Source organism: Neobacillus sp. PVCKKU3 (genome assembly GCF_058323225.1).
This window is the reverse complement of sequence record NZ_JBLVQN010000067.1, coordinates 1-22826: the sequence shown is the minus strand read 5'-3', so window position 1 is coordinate 22826 and position 22826 is coordinate 1. Positions and strand designations below refer to the sequence as shown.

Below are 22826 nucleotides of genomic sequence, written 5' to 3'. Positions count from 1 at the left end.
AATATCCCTATTATTGAATACTCATTAGGATTAGCCAATAAGCACATGAAAGATATTACAGATATTTTTACAAATGAAAAAATACCGATACCTGTTGGATTTACGGATAAAGATGTAAATGTAAATGCACCAAGATTATTTACCGATACATTCATGAATTATTATCTACAAAATATGGCGGTTATTGGAATGGCAGGTGCAGGGGTTGCTATCGGTGTTTCATCAAGAGAAGATATAAGTACATTTTTCCATACAATTCTCGATGAAGCTAAAACATTACACGATATGAGTAGAAAAGTTAATTTGTCAAAAGGAACTTACATTAGACCGCCTTATATATCTAATCCTGATAAGGTTAACTTTGTATCAAAACAAAGATTTTTGTTTGATTTCTTTGGAAAAGGAAAAAGACCGCTAACGTCAATTGAAATTGCCCATCTTTTTATTAATATTCAAACTAACGCATTGGGTAAAGCAATGATGATGGGATTTGCACAAGTTTGTAAAGGTGAAGATGTAAAACAATTTTTTATGGAAGGCAAAGGGATTGCTGATAAGCATATTAAAAAATTCAGTACAACACTTACAAATAATGATGTACCTGCCCCTATGTCTTGGGATTCGCATGTTTTAGATAGTACGGTTGCCCCTTTTTCAGATAAATTAATGGTGTTTCATACAACTGGAATGATTACGGTCGGAATAGGAAATTACGGTACTGCTGCTGGAACTTGTGAAAGAATGGATTTAAGTGCAAATTATACAAGGCTTTCAGCGGAAATCGCTTTATATGCGGAGGATGGTGCAAACCTAATGATTAAACATGCTTGGTTAGAAGAACCTCCACAAGCAGATGACCGTCAAGCCCTTGTTAATCAACCAAAGTAATAAATTGATTTTTTAAAGTATTGGTAAAGGATTAGTACAGATGTGGCGAACAAAAAAGAAGCATTGTCCTTGAGGAGTATTGCACTACCAGGATTCGGACAGTTTTTAAACAGGAAACTTTTTAAAAGAACTGTTTTGTTAATACTGGAATTTGTCGTTAATGTTCAATCGAATTTTAACGAAGTAATTATTTTAAGTTTTCATGGTGATATAGAAAAAGCGATTGAACTAGCAGATTACCAATGGTTAATGTTTTATTCTTGTCTTTATTTTTATGCCTATGTGGGATGCTTGGAAAGATGCAGGGGGAGGAAAAGAAAAGATTGCGTTTCTATCGTTTGTATTTTCGGCGTATTTTGTTGCGGTTGGATGTATCTATTCATCAAGTTTTAGGATATTTGGGGTTTTATTCGGACCTGTTTGGCTTCCAATTTTATTTGTCATTCCGGGGTTAGTTGTAGGTTTAATGCTTAAGAAATTTTTAAGATAACCGTTAATCAAAATCTTATTGGGCTTCCTCTTTTGGAGAAGTCTTTTTTAATTGTAAAAAAGGAGAATCCCCTTTAAGGAATCCCCCTATATTAAAATCCTGCCCTCTTTTATCGAATGTTCTCCTTTAACAACATAAAAAACCCCTCCTCCAATTTATGAGAAGTGGTTATAGCTATTGATATAAATTTTTTACATCACTACTTCACAGAATGGGTGAAAAATAGCTTACCTATTTCTCATTTTGAGGAGCATGTGAGTGGCTCAGGAAGCCTTACATCATGCCGCCCATATGTTTTTAAGCTGTAACATTTTTAAAGCGACGATAGAAGAAAATTCCGTCGAATCAGCATTCTGAAGGCATCAAGTGTAATATCTTTAACCCTAATTTACTTCGTTTTATTAGACTTCGTTAGCAAAATGTTAGCCGTCAATGATTTGCAATTAACTTGATGTCTTTTATAACAGAAGCGGTACAAATTCTGTTTGAGGGTAATATCTTAATCATTTAATCCCTTTCCATCGAGAATTTTCTGCATGTTTTTTTCAATCCTTGATACCCGGGTTTTGGATTGTTTGGGTGCTGAAAAATGAAGAATATATGCTCTTTGACGCCCCGGCGTCAATGCTTCAAAGGCAGTTTTCAAGGCGGGGATTTCCTCTAATTTATGTTGAAGTTCTTCAGGTATCGGTTCCGGATTCTTTTCAAACTCCACTTTCAAACCGGCTTTTTCCACTTCAATGGCTTCATGAATATAGTCTTTCAAGACGGTTTCGAGTTCAATAATGTCCTGAACATTGGTGAACCGAACCAAACGTGCCGCCTGGGTATTCTCCCCAGGTTTTTCCAGAATTTGATGGGGGTCCTTTAACAGGGCACCTTTGAAAAAGCTGATAGAACAGTATTCATTAAAAGCAGCTACTGTAATGACATTACTTTTATTATATGTGTAGCAAGGAATGCCCCATTTCAATTCTTCTTTCAGCCCACAATCAAGAACAATCATTCTCAATTTCTCTAATTCTTCCGGCCATTTGTGGACCTTACAGTCGGGAGTCCCCCCCAGCGGGCAGCGCATGCAGCCCACAAGTAAATATTTATCAACCTTAGGATTCATACTACTAATTGTCATTAGGAAACACCTCTCTTCAATTTTTGGTTAACTTTAATACCCAAAAAAGGCATCCTTTTTGATATTCCGTTTTGAAATATTATTTTTTTGTAAATAAGCAGAAATATCATCTACCATTGACTTCGGTCCTGCAATGAAGTATTTACCATTGTCTTTATAAAGGTTCGTAAACTTATCTATCTCCTGATGTAAGTCATTCCTTGAATCAACGTAAGTTACACCTATTGAAGTGTTGTTAGCAATTCTATCAAGTTCATCCTTATATATATAGGACTTTTTACTATCCATATAGAGTAGATGGATTGGGTGATCCCCTCTATTCCCTTCTGCCTCGATTTGTTTTACTATCGACCGGAACGGTGTTATTCCAATTCCACCTGCTATCAGAAGTGAAGGACTGTTATCTTTTAAATAAAAACTACCTACTGGTCCACTGATTTTAACCTTCATCCCCTGTTTAAATCCAACATCGCTTTCTTAAAATCACTTGGGTTATCACCAACACGCATTGTCAGTCTAACAACATTCTCTGTGGGCGCAGATGCCACAGTGAATGGTCGTATAGGTTTTTTTATTTTCTTATGAGTAATATTAAACAAACCATGCTGCCCTGCTTTCCAGGTTAAATCTTTCTCTTTTTCAAATAGAAAGGAATAAACATCTTCTGATTCTTTGTAGCTTTCTATAAATACTAAATCTCTCTTTTTAAATATGGATAATGTATCTTGAAAAAAACTCATTTTCCCTCTCTCCTTATTTAAATACTAATACTAGTTCTAATAGAACAACGGCTCAGTATATCGAACCGTTGTTTTTGCCAATTCGTTTAGCTTCATTTGCTAAACGGTTAGTCTTATCATTCCCCTAACACTTTTTTAAGTTCGTCAACCATGCCGGCCCAACCATATTTCGCGCCATTGAATGCTTGATCTTCTTGTTCGAATCCGGTTTGTTCAAGATGTAAGTGGGTTGTTCCATCCTCTTCCCTCAATGTCCAGGTGACAATCGTGTTGATTGGGCCACCTGCCCAAGTGTAAGATAGCTTATTAGGCTCGTCCACTACCAATACTTCACAATCTACAATTAAATTCCACTGCGGATTTTGAAATTGACATTTGTGACCTACGATTGGTTTAAAGTCATTTTCCATAATCCATTTTGCAAGCGTGTCCGAATCTGTTAATGCGTTCCACACCTTATTGATTGAACTTGTAAATTGAAAATCTAATGAAAACTCTGCCATTCTTTATTCCTCCGATAATAAATTTTTTAAAAGTGCCACTCTATCAATCCAAAATTTTTCATAAAAGGATACCCAATCTTTAATTTCCCTTAGTGGAGCTGCAATTAGCCGATACCTTGTTTCTCTGCCAACTTTACGGTCTGCAACTAGACCAGCTTCTTTAAGGATTGCCAAATGTTTAGAGACAGCAGTACGCCCCATTTGAAATTGAGGAGTAATTTCGTGAAGAGGCAACTCTTCTGCTGCTGCTAACAAACGTAACAGTTTACGTCTTGTTGGGTCAGCAATGGCTGCATACACATCACGCTCTTGTTTTTTCTCACTCAAAACCTCCTCCCCCCTCTTTATATTGGACACCAATTAGTGTCTTTATTATAGGACACTATTCAGTGCCGCATCAATGTTTATTTTTGACATAACTGGCATAAGTTTATTCCCTTATCATCAAGTAAATTTGCTGGAGAAGAAGCGAGGACATTGGGGTCAGTCCCTCAGTGAACTAAAGCTTTAACGAACCGGGGGACTGGCCTCTTAGCCAGGTCGTCTTATGTAATAATCCCCTTCAAAAGTTTTCCATCATTTTTACTAGATTCCTGTCTCGACAATATTCTTCCTTCTAGGGAGGATTATACATAGATTTCGTAGCATCTTATGCTTTTCTAATCAATCCTTTAGTTAAAACGAATTTAGCTAATTAAACGTTTAATTAAATACTTCCTAAACCCTTTAAACATAAGTATTATAGGCTGTTTTCAAGGAAAAAAGTTGTCGTATAGAAGTGGTGGTTGTTATAAATTTTCTTCAAACCTGACAATAGAAACCAACATAATACTTTTTCTGACGAATAGAAACAAATTGTATACTAAATAATCGTTTGATTAAAAGCGTCATAAACCCTTTCAACCAGGTTTTTTTCCTGTTTTCTAGAAAAATATATTGTCGAGGAAAACACCTGTATTTCTACTATAGGTGAAACGAAAGTGGAACAAATTAATGATTCAAAAATGCTCAAGGAATGACAGGGCTGTATTTTCCCTACCAATCTTTTTCCCCTGCATTCAAATCTAATACAAAACCACTAGGAACTTCCCGCCCATAAGACGTATTCTGTACCAAATCACTAATTTTGGGCGGATGCGGCGAATCTACTACAAATTTCAATAGATTCTCATGCACTCGATCATACGAATATTTTTGTAGAACCATATGCCAAGCATCCAGCTTCTGTTGGTCAAATTGAAACTTGTCATAATAGATTTGGATTAGAATCATCAACTTATAAATCTCTTTCTTATTCATCAAGGTTAAAATCCTCCTCCGTCAATCTCTTCTTACCTTCCTGCTGATTGAGATAAGCTTCAAATTTGGTCCCAAACAATGTCTCCGGCCGCAGGAACTTATTCCAATAAGGATCAGGCTTCCATTCAGTTGACTTTAAATCGATGACTCTAGTAAAATCCTCAAGGGTAAAACCTTCTCTGTATCTGGCATGAATCAGTTCTCTCGTTTTAATAGAGCCTAGTTTAAAGTTCTTTTCAGTCTTCTCATTTAAATAGCGGATAATTTCAGCATATGGAATCTCCTTTTTCACAGGAGAAGGGACAACGGATTCCTCCATCTTTTCCTGCCCCTCCTCAGGTACATGTTCCTCATTAGGATGAGCTTGGCGTTCAGATAGGCTACCTTCAAGCTCCTGCAACTTTTCATAATCAATGGTGTACCATTTTGTCTTATCCATTTTCATTTGATTCCAATTTTCAGATAAAAGTAATCCCAGCATCTCTAATGAGCGAATCGTCCGCTTAATTGTACTCACTGACCAAAATGGCAGCTGCTTCTGCCACTCTTCATATGTATTATAAACCCAGGTTCTCCCCTCAATTTTATGCTTGCTGATTCCAAGCCAATAATGTATTTGCTGCAATACCACAGCCTCATTTAAACCAATCTCAACTGCCAAACTAGGAATAATCATGACAGGACTTTCATTTATTAATAACTTACTCAACTGAACCACTCCTCTATTGCACTTTTATAAAGGAACCTTGATTCGGTCGTAAGACGCGAGTATCTAACCGATTGGTCTTAATCCCTTCGACATTTATATATGAATAAAATCGCAAAAAGGACAGGGTATAATAAAATAAACATTTCCTTGATAGAAAATTGATATGGAAAAAGGCAGAGGACATATTATTTAATTCTTTGAAGTAATCTTTGAAGTACTCTAATGAAGAAATCTATGGTATTGCTTGGGTCAACAAGAGTATCTCTACGCGTCATTCTGAACCCAACTACACGTCAGGATGATCGCTTCAGCTGGGTCATTTTGCGCTGATGTAGGTACCATCCAACCTGTCATTTAAATAGCCTTTATTAATAACACTTTCACTTACATTTAAGTAAAATAACAAATAAGCGCCTTTCTAATTGGAAAGACGCTAGCTGCTTCAAAATTGGTGAGTATATAAAATTGTAATAAACCCGAAAGAAAAACTTATTTATTCAATAATTAAATTCACTTCATATAACGATACTCCATCAAACTCCTCAAAGCAGAGACTTCCTTTAATAATTCCTTCCCTACATTTGTTTCCAGTACCATTTTTCTTTCTACCACTTTGTCCACTATTCTTTTCATTGATAAAACATCCATGCCACTATGCAAGACAAATTCTTTGCAATTAGAATATTGATGAGCAACCAATTTCATACCGAATGAATTGTATAATAAAGTATATCCCGCAATCCCGGTAGTTGATTGATAGGCCTTTGAGAAGCCACCGTCAATAACAAGCATTTTTCCATTTGCTTTAATTGGGTCCTCCCCTTTAATTTCTTTAACAGGCGTATGCCCATTTATGATATGACCATCATCGGGATTTAGATTAAATTCTGCTAAAATTCTTCGGCAGATTTCTTCCTTTTCCCGTAAATAGTAATATGGATTCTTCCTCTCTTTATGAGTTTCTTTATCTTTAATAAAATACCTTTCAAATGTTGTCATTTCCCTCTTGCCAAAGAGTGATGAATATTCGCCTGTCCATAAATACCAGACCATATCTGTCGAAAGATCATCGGTTTCTTCACGGTGTGCAAAAGAGTATCGTAAATGATGTTCAAAGACATCCAATAACTCTCGACCATTATACGTTGTATTTTCAATCACCATTTTTTCCATATTTCCTTCATCATCTAAAGGAATGCAGCCATGTATTAATAAGTTACCATTATACTTCAAATATAGGCTGCCTTTCTTCATAAGGAAGTTCATATGTCTGGCCAACTTTTCCGAATGTTGAAGACAAAATAATAATTTATCAATTACCTGCTGTTCTTCCTCTAACAATTGACTTGGGTTTTCTGGATTAATAGTTGCAAAGCAAGTATTTTCCAGTGGATATGTCTTTCCATGAAGCACTATTTCGTTTTTTTCATAATCAATTTTCTCAAGTAATAACCTTTCTGACATATTAAAGAATGGTCGTCTCTTAATGATGGGAATTTCAAGCTTGAACTGAATTATAGCAATTGCTTGATGAATTTTTGTAATTTGTAATTCTTCTTCCTCCGTTAGATTGTTTCCGGAAGTTTTCTTTGGTCTAAAAGCCGGGTTATCCTTATAGTATTTCTCAGCTAAATTTAGAAGTGGTCGAAGATTGATTCCATACACATCTTCAATAATATCTAAATTATTATAACGGGCACTAATACGGAGAATATTAGCTAGACAAACCTTGGAACCGGCATACGCACCTAGCCATAATACATCATGATTTCCCCACTGAATATCAACAGAATGATAATTAATGAGTGTATCCATAATTTGATCAGGCTCAGGTCCGCGATCATATATATCCCCCACTACATGAAGATGGTCCACTACCAATCTCTGCGTGCAATATGCAAGACCAATAATAAGCTTATCAGCCTGATTAAGAGAAATAATTTGCTGAACAATTTTAGAGTAATAAGGTTCCTTATTTGTGGATTCTTCTTCCGTTTTGTATAATAACTCTTCTATAATATAAACAAACCGTTCAGGCAATGCTTTACGTACTTTGGAGCGTGTATATTTGGAAGAGGCAAAAGAAACGAGCTTAATCATATGATTAATGGTTGTGGCATACCACCCGTTTAACTCCTGTTTATTGTCAAAGCTATTCTTAATTAACTGTAATTTATCTTCAGGATAATAAACCAATATCGTCAATTCATTGATATCCTTCTCAGATAATATATCCATAAAAAGTTCTTCGATTTTCTCTTTTACTCTCCCAGATCCATTTCTCAATACATGTTGAAAAGATTGGAATTCCCCATGTAAGTCACTGACAAAATGTTCTGTTCCCTTTGGTAAATTAAGGATTGCCTCAAGATTAATAATTTCTGTTACTACTTTTTCTTCACTATCATATTTTTGGGCCAGCAAATCTAAGTATTTATTTTCCAAATTGATATATCCTCCTAAAAATATCGTACTTTTGTTAGTCTCACTTTATTTCTAGATTATAAATAATGATACAGAATATTTAATATCAATCCAGTTGAATCAATTTCATAAATCAGAACAAGGATTTTTTTGAACCAAAAAAGGAGTACCTACCCAAAATGTCAAAATCAGTAGTCACCACTACAAACTTATAAGACTAAAGAAAGACCCCCGGGCTATTAAACGACACGGAAGCCTATTTGATATACAGAATTATATGAGTATCATCTAGTTGTAAATCTTTTACCTTTGTCTATCTACAATAGAGTTATCTTATCCCTATCCAAGGTAATGTATTTATCAGTCATTCCGAGAAATAACCCATTCTAGATAACGCTAGGGATTAGGTTAAGCTCACTTTCTAATTAGAGTTTGAGAATTAGTTGCATTGAAGTGGAAGGATGTTAATTTCTTAAATCATACCATTAGCATTACCAAAACGTATTACAACTCATTGGGGGACTGACCCTAAAACCTTTACAATTTCTTTATACTGTTAAATTTCGTCATTAAGCTCGTTTTTGAAGTTGAATACACAACTGCCGATAGGCATTTGATTCCAGGGTCAATCCCCTTTCCTGATAAATTTTAGATAACCATTGTGCAGGGATTGGATCATTAGGTTCGAGCTCCATGTTCCAGCTAAAGCATTCAATGGCTTTGTCCAGCTGTCTGAATTCATAATACAACTTACCAAGTGTTTGCATTTTATCTAAATCATCGCTAATCTGATGCATTATCTCTATCTTTTTATATATCCGAGAATTCTCTTTATTTTCTATTAAAGGTTTGAGCCATTCTTTTATATAAGCTAAATCATGTATTTTTAGTAATAAAATGACGTATTTCTTTAAATACTCTTCTGCCTTTTCGGGGAATAAATGTATAACATGTTTTAGCAAGATTTGAAGTGATTCTGGCTGTAATGAATGAATTTCTGATTCCAAATGTTCCAACATGCTTCCAATGGTATGAACTTGGGAGTTACTCAGCTTGAGATCATGGGAATTGACCATTTTGATGACTCCGTCTATATTATTGCTTTGTAAGTATTTATTAAATAGTTCCTGTTGTACAGGAAGAAAGGAAGGTATTTGGCAGGACAATTCTTCTAAAATATACACCGTGTCATTTTCGTTTATATGTTGTTCAAGTCGCTTTACGAGGGAGCTGAAGTAGGCAACTGAAGGGGTTACTTTTAATTTACAAATAAACAAAGCGATTATATCGATCCAACGGGACTCTTTTTGCAAAAGGGTTACAAGTTGCTCAAAGCATTGGTCATTCTCTTTTTGAGTAAATAATGTTTTTTCAGTAAAAATAAAATCTTTTGCAAACAGCTTCTGAGACATATCATTATACAGAACGGCAAATTTATTGAACATATTATCATTAGCAAGCCTTTTTACTAAACTATGATTAGGTGCGAAATCCATTAAAATGCGAATAATCCGGTAACCTAAAAACATCTGTCCACTTCGACGATATTCATAATAAATAGCTATAATTTCATCAAAGAGTTGTTTTTTTGGAATTACTGATTCGAAAAAGGTTAGAATTAATGCTTTTTCTTGAGGAGTGTACAGTTTATCTAGCTTTTTTAGTAATGGATTTAGGCTAATTATTTGATAGGGATGATTGGAAGATAGCAGTGCATTGATTAACGGATGAGGGGATTGATAAACGATACCTTTTTTATAAGCATGTTCAATGTATGAATGGCGGCGAATTCTTATTGCTTTTATCGCTGTAAGGAATCGGGATTTATAAAAAAACAAATAATAAATTTCTTGATTCTCACTAATTGCTTCTATAATTTTGCCCTGCAAAAAGAATACAACATTTTCTGCTTGTAATCGAATCTGTTTTTGATGCTCATACAGTACAAACTGGCTTTCCTTCATGTCTATACCCCCTAATATTAATAACTATAACATAGTTTAGATCAAAACTCCTTTATCTAGCCACCGTTTTGGCAGGATGGTCATTTACTTAAATTCCACGCCTGATCAACGAGATTACGAGAGCCTTTTGATATAAAAAAAGAAGCCTCTCAAAAGTTCAGTGAACTAATGAGAAGCCTCCGTTAATATCCTTTATGTTAGCAAACCACTTTCAATCTTACCTACAAACTACTCGAGTATATCAAGTTTGGAGAGGCAGATTACATCATGCCGCCCATTCCACCCATACCGCCCATGTCAGGCATACCCATGCCTGCACCAGCTGGTTCTGGCTTGTCAGCAACTACAGCTTCAGTTGTTAAGAACATAGCTGCAACAGATGCTGCGTTTTGAAGTGCAGAACGAGTAACCTTAGTTGGGTCAACGATACCAGCGTCGATCATGTTTACCCATTGGCCGCTAGCAGCGTTGAAACCTGTGCCAACTTCTTCATGCTTTAAGCGCTCAACGATAACAGATCCTTCAAGGCCAGCGTTGGTAGCGATTGTGCGGACTGGCTCTTCCATCGCACGTAAAACGATGTTGATACCTGTTTGCTCGTCGCCTTCAGCTTGAAGCTCAGCCACTTTGCTGTATACGTTAAGAAGGGCAACACCACCACCGGATACGATACCTTCTTCAACTGCAGCACGAGTTGCGTTTAATGCGTCTTCGATACGAAGCTTGCGCTCTTTTAATTCAGTCTCAGTTGCAGCACCAACTTTGATAACTGCTACACCGCCAGCCAATTTAGCAAGGCGCTCTTGTAATTTTTCCTTGTCAAATTCAGAAGTAGTTTCTTCTAATTGAACGCGGATTTGATTCACGCGACCTTGGATTGCTTCAGTGCTTCCTGCACCTTCAACAATTGTTGTGTTTTCTTTTGTGACAACGATTTTAGCAGCGCGTCCTAAAGATTGAATTGTTGCGGACTTAAGGTCACGGCCAAGCTCTTCAGTGATGACTTCAGCACCAGTTAGAGCAGCGATATCTTCAAGCATTGCCTTACGGCGGTCACCAAAGCCAGGAGCTTTAACAGCAACAGCATTGAAAGTACCGCGAAGCTTGTTCAGTACTAATGTTGCAAGTGCTTCACCTTCAACATCTTCAGCAATCAAAAGTAATGGCTTTCCTTGCTGTACCACTTGCTCAAGAACAGGCAGGATTTCCTGAATGCTTGTGATCTTCTTATCAGTGATTAATACAAATGGATTGTCTAAGATAGCTTCCATTTTGTCAGTATTTGTAACCATGTATGGAGAAGCATAGCCACGGTCAAATTGCATACCTTCAACTACATCCAATTCAGTAGTGAAGCCTTTAGATTCTTCGATGGTAATAACGCCGTCGTTGCCAACGCGCTCCATTGCTTCAGCGATTAATTGGCCAACTTCTTTGTCATCAGAAGAAATAGCGGCAACTTGAGCGATCGACTCTTTGCCTTCAATTGGTTTAGAAATAGCTTTAAGCTCTGCTACAGCAGCAGTAACTGCTTTTTCGATCCCTTTGCGGATGCCCATTGGGTTAGCGCCTGCAGTTACGTTCTTTAAGCCTTCGCGAATCATCGCTTGAGCAAGAACTGTTGCAGTTGTTGTACCGTCACCGGCAACATCGTTTGTTTTGCTTGCTACTTCAGCAACAAGCTTTGCACCCATGTTTTCGAATGCATCTTCTAATTCGATTTCTTTTGCAATCGTTACACCGTCATTTGTGATTAATGGTGAACCGAATTTTTTCTCAAGAACCACGTTGCGTCCTTTAGGTCCAAGAGTAACTTTAACTGCATCTGCAAGTGTATCAACACCGCGAAGCATTGCGCGGCGAGCGTCTTCACTAAACTTAATCTCTTTAGCCATTGTTAAAAAACCTCCTCTTATAATTAAAGCTAGTTATTGTTCTTATTCTCCAACTACAGCAAGGATGTCGCTTTCACGTAAAATTAAGTATTCAGTACCTTGGTATTTCACTTCAGTACCAGCGTATTTTGAGAAGATGATGCGGTCGCCTTCAGAAACTTCAACAGCTACGCGCTCGCCATTGTCAAGCACACGGCCAGTACCTACAGCTACAACTTTTCCTTCTTGAGGCTTTTCCTTTGCTGTATCCGGTAATACGATACCGCTTGCAGTTTTTTCTTCTGATTCAACGAGTTCGATGATAATGCGATCACCTAATGGTCTTAACATTCAAACAACCTCCTCAAATATGTGTTATTCGGTCATTTATTAGCACTCAACTATGATGAGTGCTAACACAATTATTATAATAATCAATCTAAAAATCTTTTGCAAGTCTGATGCATAAAATTTATTAAAAAAAGTTACCCTTTTTTTCCACCTTATAAAGTATGGATAAAATCCATATTTCTATTCAATTCTTTTCAAAGCAGGCATTCAAAATTGAAACTAATTTGTCATTAAAGGTAGAATGAAGAATAGTGATTGATTACATTTCGATTGGAAAAAATAGATGGAAAAGGAGTTTTGACTTGAAAAAGGAATACTGGATTGTCCTTATTGTTTATATTGCCATGCAGCTTTCCAGCTTTGCCGGGATTCCTGCATTTATGTTTGGATTTCGCCTTTTTGGATGGAGGCAGGAATTTGTGGTACCGGTTTGGCTGATCACAAGTTTCACCCTTGCCTTTCTCATCATTCTTGTTATCCTAAGAAAAGAAATGAAGCCTGGGGTCCATAGTGAAAGAAACACTTCAATCGGTCATTCGATAAAGTGGGCGATTTTAGGGGTTTTCCTTGCCCTATTTGCCCAATATACGGCCGCCATCATTGAGCGCCTTATTGGGATTGAATTGGGCTCTAAAAATACACAGGAAATCCTCACGATCATTAATGCCTTTCCTTTGGCCATTCTTGTAACGAGTATTATCGGCCCTATTTTAGAAGAAATTGTGTTTCGGAAAATTATCTTTGGGGCTTTTTATAAACGGTTTAATTTCTTCATTTCTGCCCTAATCAGCTCGGTGGTCTTTGCGCTTGTCCATATGGAGCCTGAGCATCTGCTTATTTACTCGGCGATGGGCTTTACCTTTGCTTTTCTTTATGTAAAAACCAAACGCATCCTGGTGCCGATTTTCGCCCATGTATCCATGAATACGATGGTCGTCCTTGTTCAGTCCGTCTATAAGGACGACATTGAGCGGATGATGCGTGAGGCAGAGGCAGTTCAAAACTTTATCGGAGGATTTCTATGAAACGTTCACCTTTGTTTTCCGGTTTGATTTATTTAATACTGGGTGCCCTGTTCACCTATTTTGCTATCGATGATGTCCAAAACAATGGCTGGGGCTTCTTCAGCTACCTTTTGGTCATCCTCGCCACCTTTGACCTTGGGTCAGCCATTAAGATGATTGCTATTCATTTCAAATATAAGGGGCAAATGAAAAAATAATGATGTTTTATATTTTTGATAAGGCTGGTGTGAAGGACGTATTCACTTATTAATCGGCAAAATTGTCCTTCTGTCGATTGTCAAGGACATTTCTCTTCTCGATTCACTCAAAATGTCCTTGATTTCACCTATCAAGGACATTTCCCTTCCCGATTTCACTCAAATTGTCCTTGATACCGCCTATCAAGGACATTTTCCTTCCCGATTTCACTCAAATTGTCCTTGATACCGCTTATCAAGGACATTTCCCTTCCTGATTTCACTCAAAATGTCCTTGATGCCGCCTATCAAGGACATTTCCACTACCAATTTCACTCAAATTGTCCTTGATACCGTCTATCAAGGACATTTCCCTTCCTGATTTCACTCAAATTTCCTCAATACCGTCTATAATGTTTCGCCCAGCTCCATTAATTGACCTCTGTTAGAGCTATCAGCTGGTAAGCCTTAAAGAATTCATCACAAAACGCATCCCATTCCGCAGCAGCGTCCATCGAGGCTTCGCTTACTTCACCTAAAACAGGCCGCCCCAGTAGGTCTTCAAGTTGATCAGAAAACTTTTTAATTGTCTCCCCAGCGGCTCCCTCAAGAACGCTGGCCACAAACTCAGCAGGTGAATACCAGTCAGAAACCCTGCCCAAATCGCGGTAGATTTGTGTTAAAAGCAGATTACGCGGTCCCTCCCACTGTTCGTTTACGACCACATCGCGGAAGATACGCGGCAGCGACGAAAATTCCTCCATCACTCCATGGCCGGCAAACACGGAGATAGCCTCCCGTAAAATTTCCGCTCCCTCATTCGTTGCACAGATTTTCTGCAGCAAGACAAGTTCACGCAGATTAAATAACTTTTTCCTAACATCAATTGGATGGTCCGATTTAATTCCTGGATTAAGCGGCTTATCCAGTTGCAAGAAAAGATTATAGATTTTGAATGCCCCCGCCGTCGTTCGCTCAGCGGCATGCTGGATTCGTTTCAACTTGCTTGCTGCGAGTGGATAGTCTTTTACCTTCTTTCCAAAAACACTTCGGAAATCGCTGTACAAGTTTGCCTCCCGAGAGGCCCTCAGCATAAACCCGGCACAGGCAATCCCAATTTCCAACCTCGACAAGGTCAATACAATTCCGACTGCAACTGCAATCCCTTTATCCTTTGGACCGATTGGATAGGCACGCGCCCCCTTATATTGAATCTCCCCTGTTGGCAGCTCGGCTGTTCCCAGCTTCCATTTGATCCGATTTATCTCGTACCCGTTGCGTTTCTCCTTCTCCTTATCCCCCGGAAGCCAGGAAGGTACGATAAATGTTGAAACTTTGTCAGTTCCCGATATTTTTGCCGTCACCACAGAATAATCGGCATGCGCCGCAGAACAGAAAAACTTATTCCCATACAAACGATAATACTTGCCTTCCGGAACCGCCTCCAAAACATTAGCCGGCAAATCAGAACCACCCTGGATTTCTGTCATAAATTGAGCGCCAATGGCGAATTCGCCGTTTAGCCCTTCTTTTGTATGATGTAATATAACTTGAAGTTCTGGATATTCTTCATCCGGAAATTGGTCAAGCAAAGCCACTAAACCATGTGTACATGTCAGCGGACAGGTCACTCCCGCCTCACCCAGCTGATGGATCAGCATTCTTTTCACAAAGCTTTCCCAAGGTGTCATGTTACTGGAAAAAAGACCTTCTCCGAAAATTTCATTCTCTAATTGATGAACTTCTTGAGGACGAACAATCCGGTCAATCCGATGATTAAAAGCATCAAAGTGAAGCATATAGGGGCGGACTTCCGGTCTGGCAATTCTTTCGGCTAACCGGTTCCATTTTGCAGATACTGTTGCTGAAAAGGATAATAGTTTTTCGTGGATTTGGCTGTGCTGAGAACCCGTAAATTTCTTTACCGCTTTTTGTAAAAACGGTTCATCACGGTACCAATCAAGGTTGTCACGTTTTTCGAGAAATTCATCAAAGCTGTAAGAATTTTTTCCTCTTGCTTCTGTCTCTTGGGAAACATGCTTCATAAAAACGCCACTCTCCTCATGAATAATAATTCATAATTTTCAATTTAATCTTAAATGTAAGGATATGGAAACGTCAAATATAAGTAGAAAAACAAAAAAAGAGGCTGAATAATTCAGACCTCTTCTTTATTGGTGCACCCTTCTATGACGGTATTGGTTCCACTGAAAATGAATAAAGCATCCGATGCAAAAACCTAGAATTGCCACAAAGGCAGCCACTGCGACAAGAATCGTGAACACATAGCCAACACCATTCCAACCCAGCAGGAATCCTACAAATCCAATTCCCAAACACGATACGGCAAGTTTTTGATTAAATTGCTGCTGCTCCCAATCCTCGGGGATATAAGCCTCTGGTTCCTTTCTTAAAAATAGTTTTGCTATTTGCATAATCGGATTAAATCCGAATAAAAGACCAGACATACCGGCAACAAACGGCACTAACAAAAACCATTCCTGACCGGATAACCATGTTAACACAACACTTAAAACAATCGTCCACTGGTTTGTTTTCACTAGCGGCCGTGGGATTGAACGAACTGTTTCTGTCATTTTAATTCCAACCTTTCCTATTGGATTACAATAATTACTTGTGTATTCATTTTACCCGCTTCCACTCCCTTTGTATAGTGATCTGGTTAGGAAAATGTTTCAAAACGAAAAAATGGGCCTCTCACCATTTTGGCGAGAAGCCCATTGATTATTTATTCTTCTACTTCGTCGTTTGGATAATGCTTTAAAAAGTAAACAAGTGATTGCAGCTCCACCGCCAGGTCAATATGATGCACGCGGATCGATGAAGGTACATTCAGTCTTGCTGGAGTAAAGTTTAAAACCCCTTTTACATTCGTATTCACAAGCTTGTCTGTGATTTGCTGAGCAACCGGAGCCGGCACCGTCAAAATCGCCACCGAAATATTTTCCTCGATCAAATACTGTTCTATATCGTCCATCGAATAAACGGGAACATTGCCTATCGAACCGCCAATTTTTCCGGGGTCCACATCGAAGGCGCAAGCGATTTTTGTATTATTATTTTTTAAAAAATTGTAGTGTAAAAAGGCTGTGCCGAGATTACCCACCCCGATTAACGCTACCTTTGTTAATTCATCTTGATCAAGAGTTTTCCGGAAAAACGATAACAAATAGTTTACGTTATAGCCGTACCCCTTTTTCCCAAGGGCCCCGAAATAAGAGAAATCCCTGCGAATAGTGGCCGAGTCCACCTTTACTGCTTCACTCAATTCTGCAGATGACACCCTCTGCTTGCCAGAGGAATGAAGGTTTTGTAAAAATCGATAATATAAGGGCAGCCGCTTTGCTGTTGCCTGTGGTATTTTCATCGTTTCATTGGACATATTTCTCCCACCCTTCAATTTTAATGGATATATTAGATTTCTCTTCTAAAATCACCGTTTTTGCCGCCGGTTTTTTCCACCAGAAAGGTTGGTCCAATTACCATCCCTTTATCAACTGCCTTACACATATCATAGACGGTCAGGGCACAAACAGAGGCAGCTGTTAGCGCTTCCATCTCAACCCCCGTACTGCCTTTTGTTTTCACTGATGCAGCAATATGCAGTGTATATTGTCCCTGCCCGGCCTGCTCCCATGAAAAACTAATATTGATACCTGTTAATGGAATCGGGTGGCACATTGGAATGATATCCCATGTCTTTTTCGCTGCCATCACTGCAGCAACCTGGGCAACTGCTAAGACATCGCCCTTTTTCATTTCGTGGTTTGTGATTTTTTCATAAATTTCAGTGCTTACTGTTATGCTAGACTGGGCTGTTGCTGTGCGTGCCGTTTCCGGCTTCTCGCTGACATCGACCATCTTGGCCCGGCCTTCTTCATTAAAATGAGTAAATTCAGCCATAAAAAAAATCCTCCTACAAAAAATAATACAATATTTTTTTGTCCATGTGTGTGAAACTTTGAACTAACAGTATATTTTTTTATAATTCCATTAAAAATTTCACTTCATTGCCGACATTCGGGTTATACGGTAAACTAGTCGTAAGGTAATAGAGGTGAAAAAAATGATTTTATTACAGGTTAACCAACTACAAAAATATTATGGTGCTGAACTTATTTTATCGAATATAAAACTGGAATTACAAACCCGTGACCGTGTTGCCCTTGTCGGACGCAATGGAGCGGGGAAATCAACGTTATTGAAAATCATCGCCGGCGAAATGGGCTATGACGGCGGCGAAATCATCAAACCAAAGGATGTTACCGTTGGTTATTTGGCGCAAAATACGGGTTTGGAGTCCAATTTGTCCATTTGGGAGGAAATGCTGACGGTTTTTGAGAACCTGCAGGCGATGGAAAAATCGCTCCGGAAGCTGGAGAAGCAAATGGCCGATCCTGCTGTTTTCGGGGACCCAGGAAAATACGAACGGGTATTAAAGGAATATGATGAATTGCAAATAAAGTTTAAAGAGCAAGGCGGCTATCAATATGAAGCTGATATCCGTTCTGTATTGCATGGGTTAAATTTTTCTGATACTACGTTAATGATTTCAAGTCTAAGCGGCGGACAAAAAACGCGTCTTGCGCTAGGCAAACTATTACTGACAAGACCTGATATTTTAATTTTGGACGAGCCAACCAACCATTTGGATATCGAAACCCTTTCCTGGCTGGAGCAATATCTGCAGGGCTATGATGGCGCGATTTTAATTGTTTCGCATGACCGCTATTTTTTGGATAAAGTGGTTACAGAGGTGTATGAACTATCACGCCGCCTGATTCAGCGATTCACCGGTAATTATAGCACTTATCTTGAGCAGAAAGCTGCCAATTATGAACGCGACATGAAGCTTTATGAAAAGCAGCAGGAGGAAATTGCCGCGTTAAAGGATTTCATCCAGCGCAACATCGCACGGGCCACTACTACTAAGAGAGCGCAAAGCCGGCGGAAGAAGCTTGAAAAAATGGAAATCATGGATCGCCCATCAGGGGATGAAAAATCTGCTTCCTTCTCATTTGAAATTGAGCGGCAAAGCGGCAATGATGTACTGACTGTTGATTCGCTTGCTGTCGGCTATGATGGAGAGAAGGTTTCCGAGGATATTTCCTTTCGTGTGTATAAAGGCGACAGCATTGCCCTTGTCGGCCCTAATGGAATCGGGAAGTCGACCCTTTTAAAAACAATTATTAAAAAGCTTCCCGCTTTGGCTGGAACTATTCAATACGGAACCAATTTGTCCATCGGGTATTACGATCAGGAACAAGCCAACCTAACCTCCAATAAACGGGTCTTAAACGAACTATGGGATGAATATCCACTGAAACCGGAAAAGGAAATCCGTACGGTGCTTGGGAATTTCTTATTTTCCGGTGACGATGTGCTTAAAAATGTTTTGTCATTAAGCGGCGGCGAAAAAGCCCGCCTAGCCCTTGCCAAGCTAATGCTCGAGAAAGCAAATTTATTAATATTGGACGAACCTACCAACCATTTGGATTTGGACAGCAAGGAAGTACTTGAGAATGCCCTAATTGATTATCCAGGTACTATTTTGTTTGTCTCACACGACCGTTATTTTATTAACAGAATCGCAACCAAGGTACTAGAATTAAGCCCCGAGGGCAGCACTGAATACCTCGGCGACTACGATTATTATGTGGATAAAAAGCTGGAGCAGGAGGAACTTACGGCACTTGCATTGGCTGCCTCCCAGAAGAAGGTTTCTGCTTTAGAGCCTGCTGAAAAAAACAGTTATCAACAGGATAAAGAAACGAAAAAACTGGAACGCCAGCGAAAACGCAAATTGGAAGAAATCGAGGAACGCATTTCGGAGCTTGAAGAAGAGATTCAGAATTATGAACAGCAATTATGCGAGCCAGAAGTTTTTCAGGACCATGAAAAGGTTTTAGAGATTAATTTAAAAAATGAAAAGGCTAAGGCCGAGCTTGACGAATTAATGGAAGAATGGGCCGAGCTGGCAGAATAATGTGGATAACCGGACTGTTGGAGTCCGGTTTTTTGTTGTGCTTATAATCCAAAAGGCCCAACTTTCCACAGAATTATTCACATTGTAAATGCCATTATTTCAGTTATTCAATTAACTTACCCACATTATCCACAAAAAAGTGTCAACTTATCCACATTATCAACATTACCCACTGAGTTATCCACAAGTCATTTGAATTTTCAACTTTTTCAAAAAAATCTTATCCACAAAATTGATATTTTTATATTAGCCAAAATTTAATCAAATGTTTGTTTAACTCTTAAAATGCCTATATTTTAAGCATTTGCCGTTTTCAATCAATCGTTTGATTAGTTTATTGTCAATACCAATTAAACGTTTGATTAGTTTATCAACCAAATCAATCAAACGTTTAATTAGATTTTTTAATTAAAAAGACCCTTCCTTGTTAGGAAAGGTCAGGTGTTATATGTTTCCATATCCAATCCAGGTATTGCGTTTAGTGATAAGTCTGCTCGAATTCCCTTTTCAAACATAACACTTCCGGCAGCGGCTATCATGGCTGCGTTGTCTGTGCATAAGGATAATGGAGGAATGACTAATTCAACATCCGCCTTATCTGAAAATGCCTTTTCCAGGGCTGCTCGAAGCCCCTTATTGGCTGCTACTCCTCCGGCCAATAATATTTGGTTGACGCCATATTCTGCAACGGCTCTTACGGTCTTCGTCACCAATACGTCAATGACACTTTCCTGAAAGCTCGCGGCCAGATTCTCCGGAGCAATCGTCTCACCACGCTGCTCGGCATTATGGACCGTATTAATGACCGCTGATTTTAAGCCGCTAAAGCTAAAATCATAGGAGCCTTCCTCCAGCCAGGCACGGGGCAAATCAATAGTCGGACTGCCTTCATGGGCCAAACGGTCAATATGCGGACCGCCTGGATATGGCAGACTCAACGTTCTTGCGACCTTATCATAGGCTTCACCCGCTGCGTCATCCCTTGTTTCGCCAATTACCTCAAATTGTCCATGCTCTTTCATGTAGACAAGCTCCGTATGGCCCCCTGAAACCACTAAAGCCAACAAAGGGAATTTCAGCTCTGTCACCAGCCTGTTTGCATAAATATGACCGGCAATATGATGGACTGGCACAAGCGGTTTATTATGAGCAAAGGCGAGTGCTTTGGCGGCATTGATGCCAATTAATAAGGCACCCACCAGACCTGGCCCTTCCGTTACCGCAACAGCATCAATTTCAGCAAAGGATAGATTCGCCTGCTTTAATGCCTCTTCTATCACGACCGTGATCTGTTCAACATGATGGCGTGAGGCAATTTCCGGTACGACCCCGCCAAACCGTTTATGACTTTCAATCTGCGAGGCAACCACATTGGCCGTTATCTCTCGGCCATTTTTGATAATCGCCACCGCCGTTTCATCACAGCTTGTTTCAATTCCTAATATCAACTGATCTTTTTTCATAAATTCACCCACATTACCAGCGCATCCTCCAAATTATCTGAGTAATAATTTTTCCGGATTCCGCCATTTTGAAACCCTAGTTTGCGATAAAGAGACTGAGCGACATGATTCGTTACCCTTACCTCTAAGGTCATGCTTCTTGCACCCCTCTCATGGCAGACGGATATCAGCTTTCGCATCATCATCTCCCCAAGCTTTTTGCCGCGGTATTCAGGAAGAATCGCGACATTCGTCACATGACCTTCATCAATAACAAGCCAAACTCCACAATAGCCAATAATTTTATTTTCATGTTCGAGGACGATATAAACAGCAAAGTTATTATTGTGCATCTCATTATAAAATGCTTCCCTGCTCCAAGGGGTTGTAAATGATGCATGCTCAACCTCTAATACTTGATCGATATCCTCTTCCCTCATGTAGCGAAAAACATAAGAATCTTCCATCTTTCTCTATCCTTATCTTTATAAAGTTTTCCCTTGCGCCTCTAACCACTTTGCTTCCGCTTCTGCTAACCGAATGTAATTAGGGACAAAGGTGTGTACGTCTTCCCCTTGTTTGTCTTTTCCCAGCATGGCAAGCTCAGACGGACGGGGATTGTTCTCTGTTATGCTTGAAAAAACGGCCTGAGTACCAAGACTCTCTGTTATTCTTTCACGGTGAATAGACAGGTCATTGCCGACAAATAGAACCGGTTTGTCCAATTCGGATAACTTCCCTGCCCAGTCAACCGCCATTGTTAATTGATCAGGTTCAATTACTTTTAGCTCTCCATTCTCAACTTGATACAGACCCGTATAAACCTGTCCCCGTCTGGCATCGAATATCGGGGAAATAAACCCGTCAAAATATCGCCCGGGCCCTGCTGCCAGAATTTCAAGGCTTGATATTCCAACAAGTGGAATGTTTAAAGTCCATGCTAGCGTTTTTGCTATCGTAACGCCGATTCTAACGCCTGTATAAGATCCTGGACCTTTGGCGACGACGATTTTTGTTAAGTCGGATGGCACCCTTTCACAATCCTTCATTAACGTCTGAATGGCAGGCATGATCCGGACAGAATGGTTCTTTTTCAAATTTGTTATGTACTCGCCAAGTACTTCTTTCTCTTCTAAAAGTGCTACTCCTAAGGCATAATTAGACGTATCAATTGCTAAAATGGTCATGCCAAAATCTCCTTACATAATTGCTCATACCGCTCACCTTTTGGTACCAATACCAATCTTCTATGGTCTTCACGCTCGCGATATAAATAAATAGTCAGCAGTTCCCCTGGCAGCTGGTCTTCAATTAAATGAGCCCACTCAACCACTGAAACCCCATCGCCTTCAAAATATTCATCAAAGCCCAGGTCTTCCATGGAATCTGCTACCCGATAGACATCCATATGATATAATGGCAGCTTGCCTTTATATTCTTTAATAATCGTAAAAGTTGGACTGTTAACCGTTTTTTGTATATCTAAACCTTTTGCCAAGCCCTGGGTAAAGGTGGTTTTTCCTGCACCCAAATCACCCTCAAGTGCAATCACATCACCCGGCTGCAAAAGTTCAGCCAATCTTGCGGCAAAATGTCCAGTTTCCTCCGCATTAGCTGTCTTCCATTCATATTGGTTCATAGCATCACCTTTTAACCTTACCATATCTATATCTTCATTTTACCTTAATTACGTGCAAAAAAAACCTTAGGAAGCTTCCTAAGGGTGTAATTATATATGTATGGAACAAAAATAGGCATAAAAAAAGCCGAAACATTGTTTCGTGCTTGTTTTTACGTATAAA

Annotated in this window: 21 protein-coding genes and 2 pseudogenes; 5 read left to right on the top strand and 18 right to left on the bottom strand. The window is 39.1% G+C overall.

Going from position 1 to position 22826, the window contains the following annotated elements; genetic code table 11:
* Positions 1-888, top strand: an 888-nt coding sequence (locus ACNQGS_RS27975) for a DUF3231 family protein (RefSeq protein WP_491490238.1), incomplete at its 5' end; no start/stop codon positions are given.
* Positions 889-930: 42 nt separating this feature from the next.
* Positions 931-1378: pseudogene (locus ACNQGS_RS27970) on the top strand (hypothetical protein).
* A 499-nt stretch (positions 1379-1877) separates the two neighbouring features.
* Here the strand turns inward: ACNQGS_RS27970 and ACNQGS_RS27965 are convergent.
* From ACNQGS_RS27965 to groES, 10 genes and pseudogenes are all read right to left on the bottom strand, one after another.
* The gene (locus tag ACNQGS_RS27965; protein WP_491490237.1) at positions 1878-2510 is read right to left on the bottom strand and encodes a YdeI/OmpD-associated family protein; all 633 of its coding nucleotides are present in this window, start codon (positions 2508-2510) and stop codon (positions 1878-1880) included.
* Positions 2511-2543: 33 nt separating this feature from the next.
* Positions 2544-3250 (bottom strand): annotated as a pseudogene (locus tag ACNQGS_RS27960) (FAD-dependent oxidoreductase).
* A gap of 116 nt (positions 3251-3366) precedes the next feature.
* Positions 3367-3753: an SRPBCC family protein gene (locus ACNQGS_RS27955; protein WP_491490236.1), complete on the bottom strand. Its 387-nt coding sequence runs from the start codon at positions 3751-3753 to the stop codon at positions 3367-3369.
* 3 nt (positions 3754-3756) lie between these two features.
* Positions 3757-4080, bottom strand: a complete 324-nt coding sequence (locus ACNQGS_RS27950; RefSeq protein ID WP_491490235.1) for an ArsR/SmtB family transcription factor — start codon at positions 4078-4080, stop codon at positions 3757-3759.
* A 708-nt stretch (positions 4081-4788) separates the two neighbouring features.
* Entirely contained in the window at positions 4789-5025 is a 237-nt protein-coding gene (locus ACNQGS_RS27945) for a replicative helicase loader/inhibitor (RefSeq protein ID WP_491490234.1), read from the bottom strand.
* A 19-nt stretch (positions 5026-5044) separates the two neighbouring features.
* Positions 5045-5770 carry a conserved phage C-terminal domain-containing protein gene (locus tag ACNQGS_RS27940; protein ID WP_491490233.1) on the bottom strand — a complete coding sequence of 242 codons (726 nt, stop codon included), beginning with the start codon at positions 5768-5770 and terminating at the stop codon, positions 5045-5047.
* Between the two features lie 501 nt (positions 5771-6271).
* Complete coding sequence (locus ACNQGS_RS27935; RefSeq protein ID WP_491490232.1) at positions 6272-8206, bottom strand: fructose-1,6-bisphosphatase; 1935 nt, start codon at positions 8204-8206, stop codon at positions 6272-6274.
* A 548-nt stretch (positions 8207-8754) separates the two neighbouring features.
* Entirely contained in the window at positions 8755-10149 is a 1395-nt protein-coding gene (locus ACNQGS_RS27930; RefSeq protein WP_491490231.1) for a hypothetical protein, read from the bottom strand.
* Between the two features lie 260 nt (positions 10150-10409).
* Entirely contained in the window at positions 10410-12044 is a 1635-nt protein-coding gene (gene groL / locus ACNQGS_RS27925) for a chaperonin GroEL (protein ID WP_491490230.1), read from the bottom strand.
* A gap of 42 nt (positions 12045-12086) precedes the next feature.
* A complete protein-coding gene (gene groES, locus ACNQGS_RS27920) occupies positions 12087-12374 on the bottom strand; it encodes a co-chaperone GroES (RefSeq protein WP_213148367.1) in 288 nt (95 codons plus the stop codon).
* A 302-nt stretch (positions 12375-12676) separates the two neighbouring features.
* On the opposite strand from groES, the gene ACNQGS_RS27915 reads away from it, so the two are divergent.
* Both ACNQGS_RS27915 and ACNQGS_RS27910 read left to right on the top strand, forming a co-directional pair.
* A complete protein-coding gene (locus ACNQGS_RS27915; RefSeq protein ID WP_491490229.1) occupies positions 12677-13399 on the top strand; it encodes a CPBP family intramembrane glutamic endopeptidase in 723 nt (240 codons plus the stop codon).
* The gene (locus ACNQGS_RS27910; protein ID WP_491490228.1) at positions 13396-13596 is read left to right on the top strand and encodes a YdiK family protein; all 201 of its coding nucleotides are present in this window, start codon (positions 13396-13398) and stop codon (positions 13594-13596) included. Before ACNQGS_RS27915 ends, ACNQGS_RS27910 begins: the two co-directional genes overlap by 4 nt.
* Before the next feature lie 410 nt (positions 13597-14006).
* On the opposite strand, the gene ACNQGS_RS27905 is transcribed toward ACNQGS_RS27910, so the two are convergent.
* The 4 genes from ACNQGS_RS27905 to moaC all read right to left on the bottom strand — a co-directional run bounded on the left by ACNQGS_RS27905 (position 14007) and on the right by moaC (position 17499).
* Positions 14007-15620: an acyl-CoA dehydrogenase family protein gene (locus ACNQGS_RS27905; RefSeq protein ID WP_491490227.1), complete on the bottom strand. Its 1614-nt coding sequence runs from the start codon at positions 15618-15620 to the stop codon at positions 14007-14009.
* A gap of 126 nt (positions 15621-15746) precedes the next feature.
* Positions 15747-16172 carry a DUF4395 domain-containing protein gene (locus tag ACNQGS_RS27900; RefSeq protein ID WP_491490226.1) on the bottom strand — a complete coding sequence of 142 codons (426 nt, stop codon included), beginning with the start codon at positions 16170-16172 and terminating at the stop codon, positions 15747-15749.
* Between the two features lie 152 nt (positions 16173-16324).
* The gene (locus ACNQGS_RS27895) at positions 16325-16978 is read right to left on the bottom strand and encodes a redox-sensing transcriptional repressor Rex (protein WP_491490225.1); all 654 of its coding nucleotides are present in this window, start codon (positions 16976-16978) and stop codon (positions 16325-16327) included.
* Positions 16979-17010: 32 nt separating this feature from the next.
* Complete coding sequence (gene moaC / locus ACNQGS_RS27890) at positions 17011-17499, bottom strand: cyclic pyranopterin monophosphate synthase MoaC (RefSeq protein ID WP_491490224.1); 489 nt, start codon at positions 17497-17499, stop codon at positions 17011-17013.
* Between the two features lie 163 nt (positions 17500-17662).
* Here moaC and ACNQGS_RS27885 point away from each other — a divergent pair, with 163 nt between their 5' ends.
* Positions 17663-19582 carry an ABC-F family ATP-binding cassette domain-containing protein gene (locus ACNQGS_RS27885; RefSeq protein WP_491490223.1) on the top strand — a complete coding sequence of 640 codons (1920 nt, stop codon included), beginning with the start codon at positions 17663-17665 and terminating at the stop codon, positions 19580-19582.
* 437 nt (positions 19583-20019) lie between these two features.
* On the opposite strand, the gene tsaD is transcribed toward ACNQGS_RS27885, so the two are convergent.
* Genes tsaD through tsaE form a run of 4 tightly spaced genes read right to left on the bottom strand, consistent with a single transcriptional unit; the run spans position 20020 to position 22663 of the window.
* Positions 20020-21045, bottom strand: coding sequence for a tRNA (adenosine(37)-N6)-threonylcarbamoyltransferase complex transferase subunit TsaD (gene tsaD, locus ACNQGS_RS27880; protein WP_491490222.1), 1026 nt, complete (start codon positions 21043-21045; stop codon positions 20020-20022).
* Positions 21042-21491, bottom strand: a complete 450-nt coding sequence (gene rimI / locus ACNQGS_RS27875) for a ribosomal protein S18-alanine N-acetyltransferase (RefSeq protein ID WP_491490221.1) — start codon at positions 21489-21491, stop codon at positions 21042-21044. Before rimI ends, tsaD begins: the two co-directional genes overlap by 4 nt.
* 18 nt (positions 21492-21509) lie before the next feature.
* The gene (gene tsaB / locus ACNQGS_RS27870) at positions 21510-22211 is read right to left on the bottom strand and encodes a tRNA (adenosine(37)-N6)-threonylcarbamoyltransferase complex dimerization subunit type 1 TsaB (protein WP_491490220.1); all 702 of its coding nucleotides are present in this window, start codon (positions 22209-22211) and stop codon (positions 21510-21512) included.
* A complete protein-coding gene (gene tsaE, locus ACNQGS_RS27865) occupies positions 22208-22663 on the bottom strand; it encodes a tRNA (adenosine(37)-N6)-threonylcarbamoyltransferase complex ATPase subunit type 1 TsaE (protein ID WP_491490239.1) in 456 nt (151 codons plus the stop codon). Before tsaE ends, tsaB begins: the two co-directional genes overlap by 4 nt.
* Positions 22664-22826: the final 163 nt, after the last annotated feature.

Excerpts from the sequence above, each read along its gene's own strand:
- tsaD (WP_491490222.1), bottom strand. The coding sequence starts at position 21,045 with ATGAAAAAAGATCAGTTGATATTAGGAATTGAAACAAGCTGTGATGAA.
- ACNQGS_RS27945 (WP_491490234.1), bottom strand. The coding sequence starts at position 5,025 with ATGATTCTAATCCAAATCTATTATGACAAGTTTCAATTTGACCAACAG.
- ACNQGS_RS27965 (WP_491490237.1), bottom strand. The coding sequence starts at position 2,510 with ATGACAATTAGTAGTATGAATCCTAAGGTTGATAAATATTTACTTGTG.
- ACNQGS_RS27910 (WP_491490228.1), top strand. The coding sequence starts at position 13,396 with ATGAAACGTTCACCTTTGTTTTCCGGTTTGATTTATTTAATACTGGGT.
- moaC (WP_491490224.1), bottom strand. The coding sequence starts at position 17,499 with ATGGCTGAATTTACTCATTTTAATGAAGAAGGCCGGGCCAAGATGGTC.
- ACNQGS_RS27905 (WP_491490227.1), bottom strand. The coding sequence starts at position 15,620 with ATGAAGCATGTTTCCCAAGAGACAGAAGCAAGAGGAAAAAATTCTTAC.
- ACNQGS_RS27900 (WP_491490226.1), bottom strand. The coding sequence starts at position 16,172 with ATGACAGAAACAGTTCGTTCAATCCCACGGCCGCTAGTGAAAACAAAC.
- groES (WP_213148367.1), bottom strand. The coding sequence starts at position 12,374 with ATGTTAAGACCATTAGGTGATCGCATTATCATCGAACTCGTTGAATCA.
- tsaB (WP_491490220.1), bottom strand. The coding sequence starts at position 22,211 with ATGACCATTTTAGCAATTGATACGTCTAATTATGCCTTAGGAGTAGCA.
- ACNQGS_RS27885 (WP_491490223.1), top strand. The coding sequence starts at position 17,663 with ATGATTTTATTACAGGTTAACCAACTACAAAAATATTATGGTGCTGAA.
- groL (WP_491490230.1), bottom strand. The coding sequence starts at position 12,044 with ATGGCTAAAGAGATTAAGTTTAGTGAAGACGCTCGCCGCGCAATGCTT.
- ACNQGS_RS27955 (WP_491490236.1), bottom strand. The coding sequence starts at position 3,753 with ATGGCAGAGTTTTCATTAGATTTTCAATTTACAAGTTCAATCAATAAG.
- ACNQGS_RS27930 (WP_491490231.1), bottom strand. The coding sequence starts at position 10,149 with ATGAAGGAAAGCCAGTTTGTACTGTATGAGCATCAAAAACAGATTCGA.
- tsaE (WP_491490239.1), bottom strand. The coding sequence starts at position 22,663 with ATGAACCAATATGAATGGAAGACAGCTAATGCGGAGGAAACTGGACAT.
- rimI (WP_491490221.1), bottom strand. The coding sequence starts at position 21,491 with ATGGAAGATTCTTATGTTTTTCGCTACATGAGGGAAGAGGATATCGAT.
- ACNQGS_RS27895 (WP_491490225.1), bottom strand. The coding sequence starts at position 16,978 with ATGTCCAATGAAACGATGAAAATACCACAGGCAACAGCAAAGCGGCTG.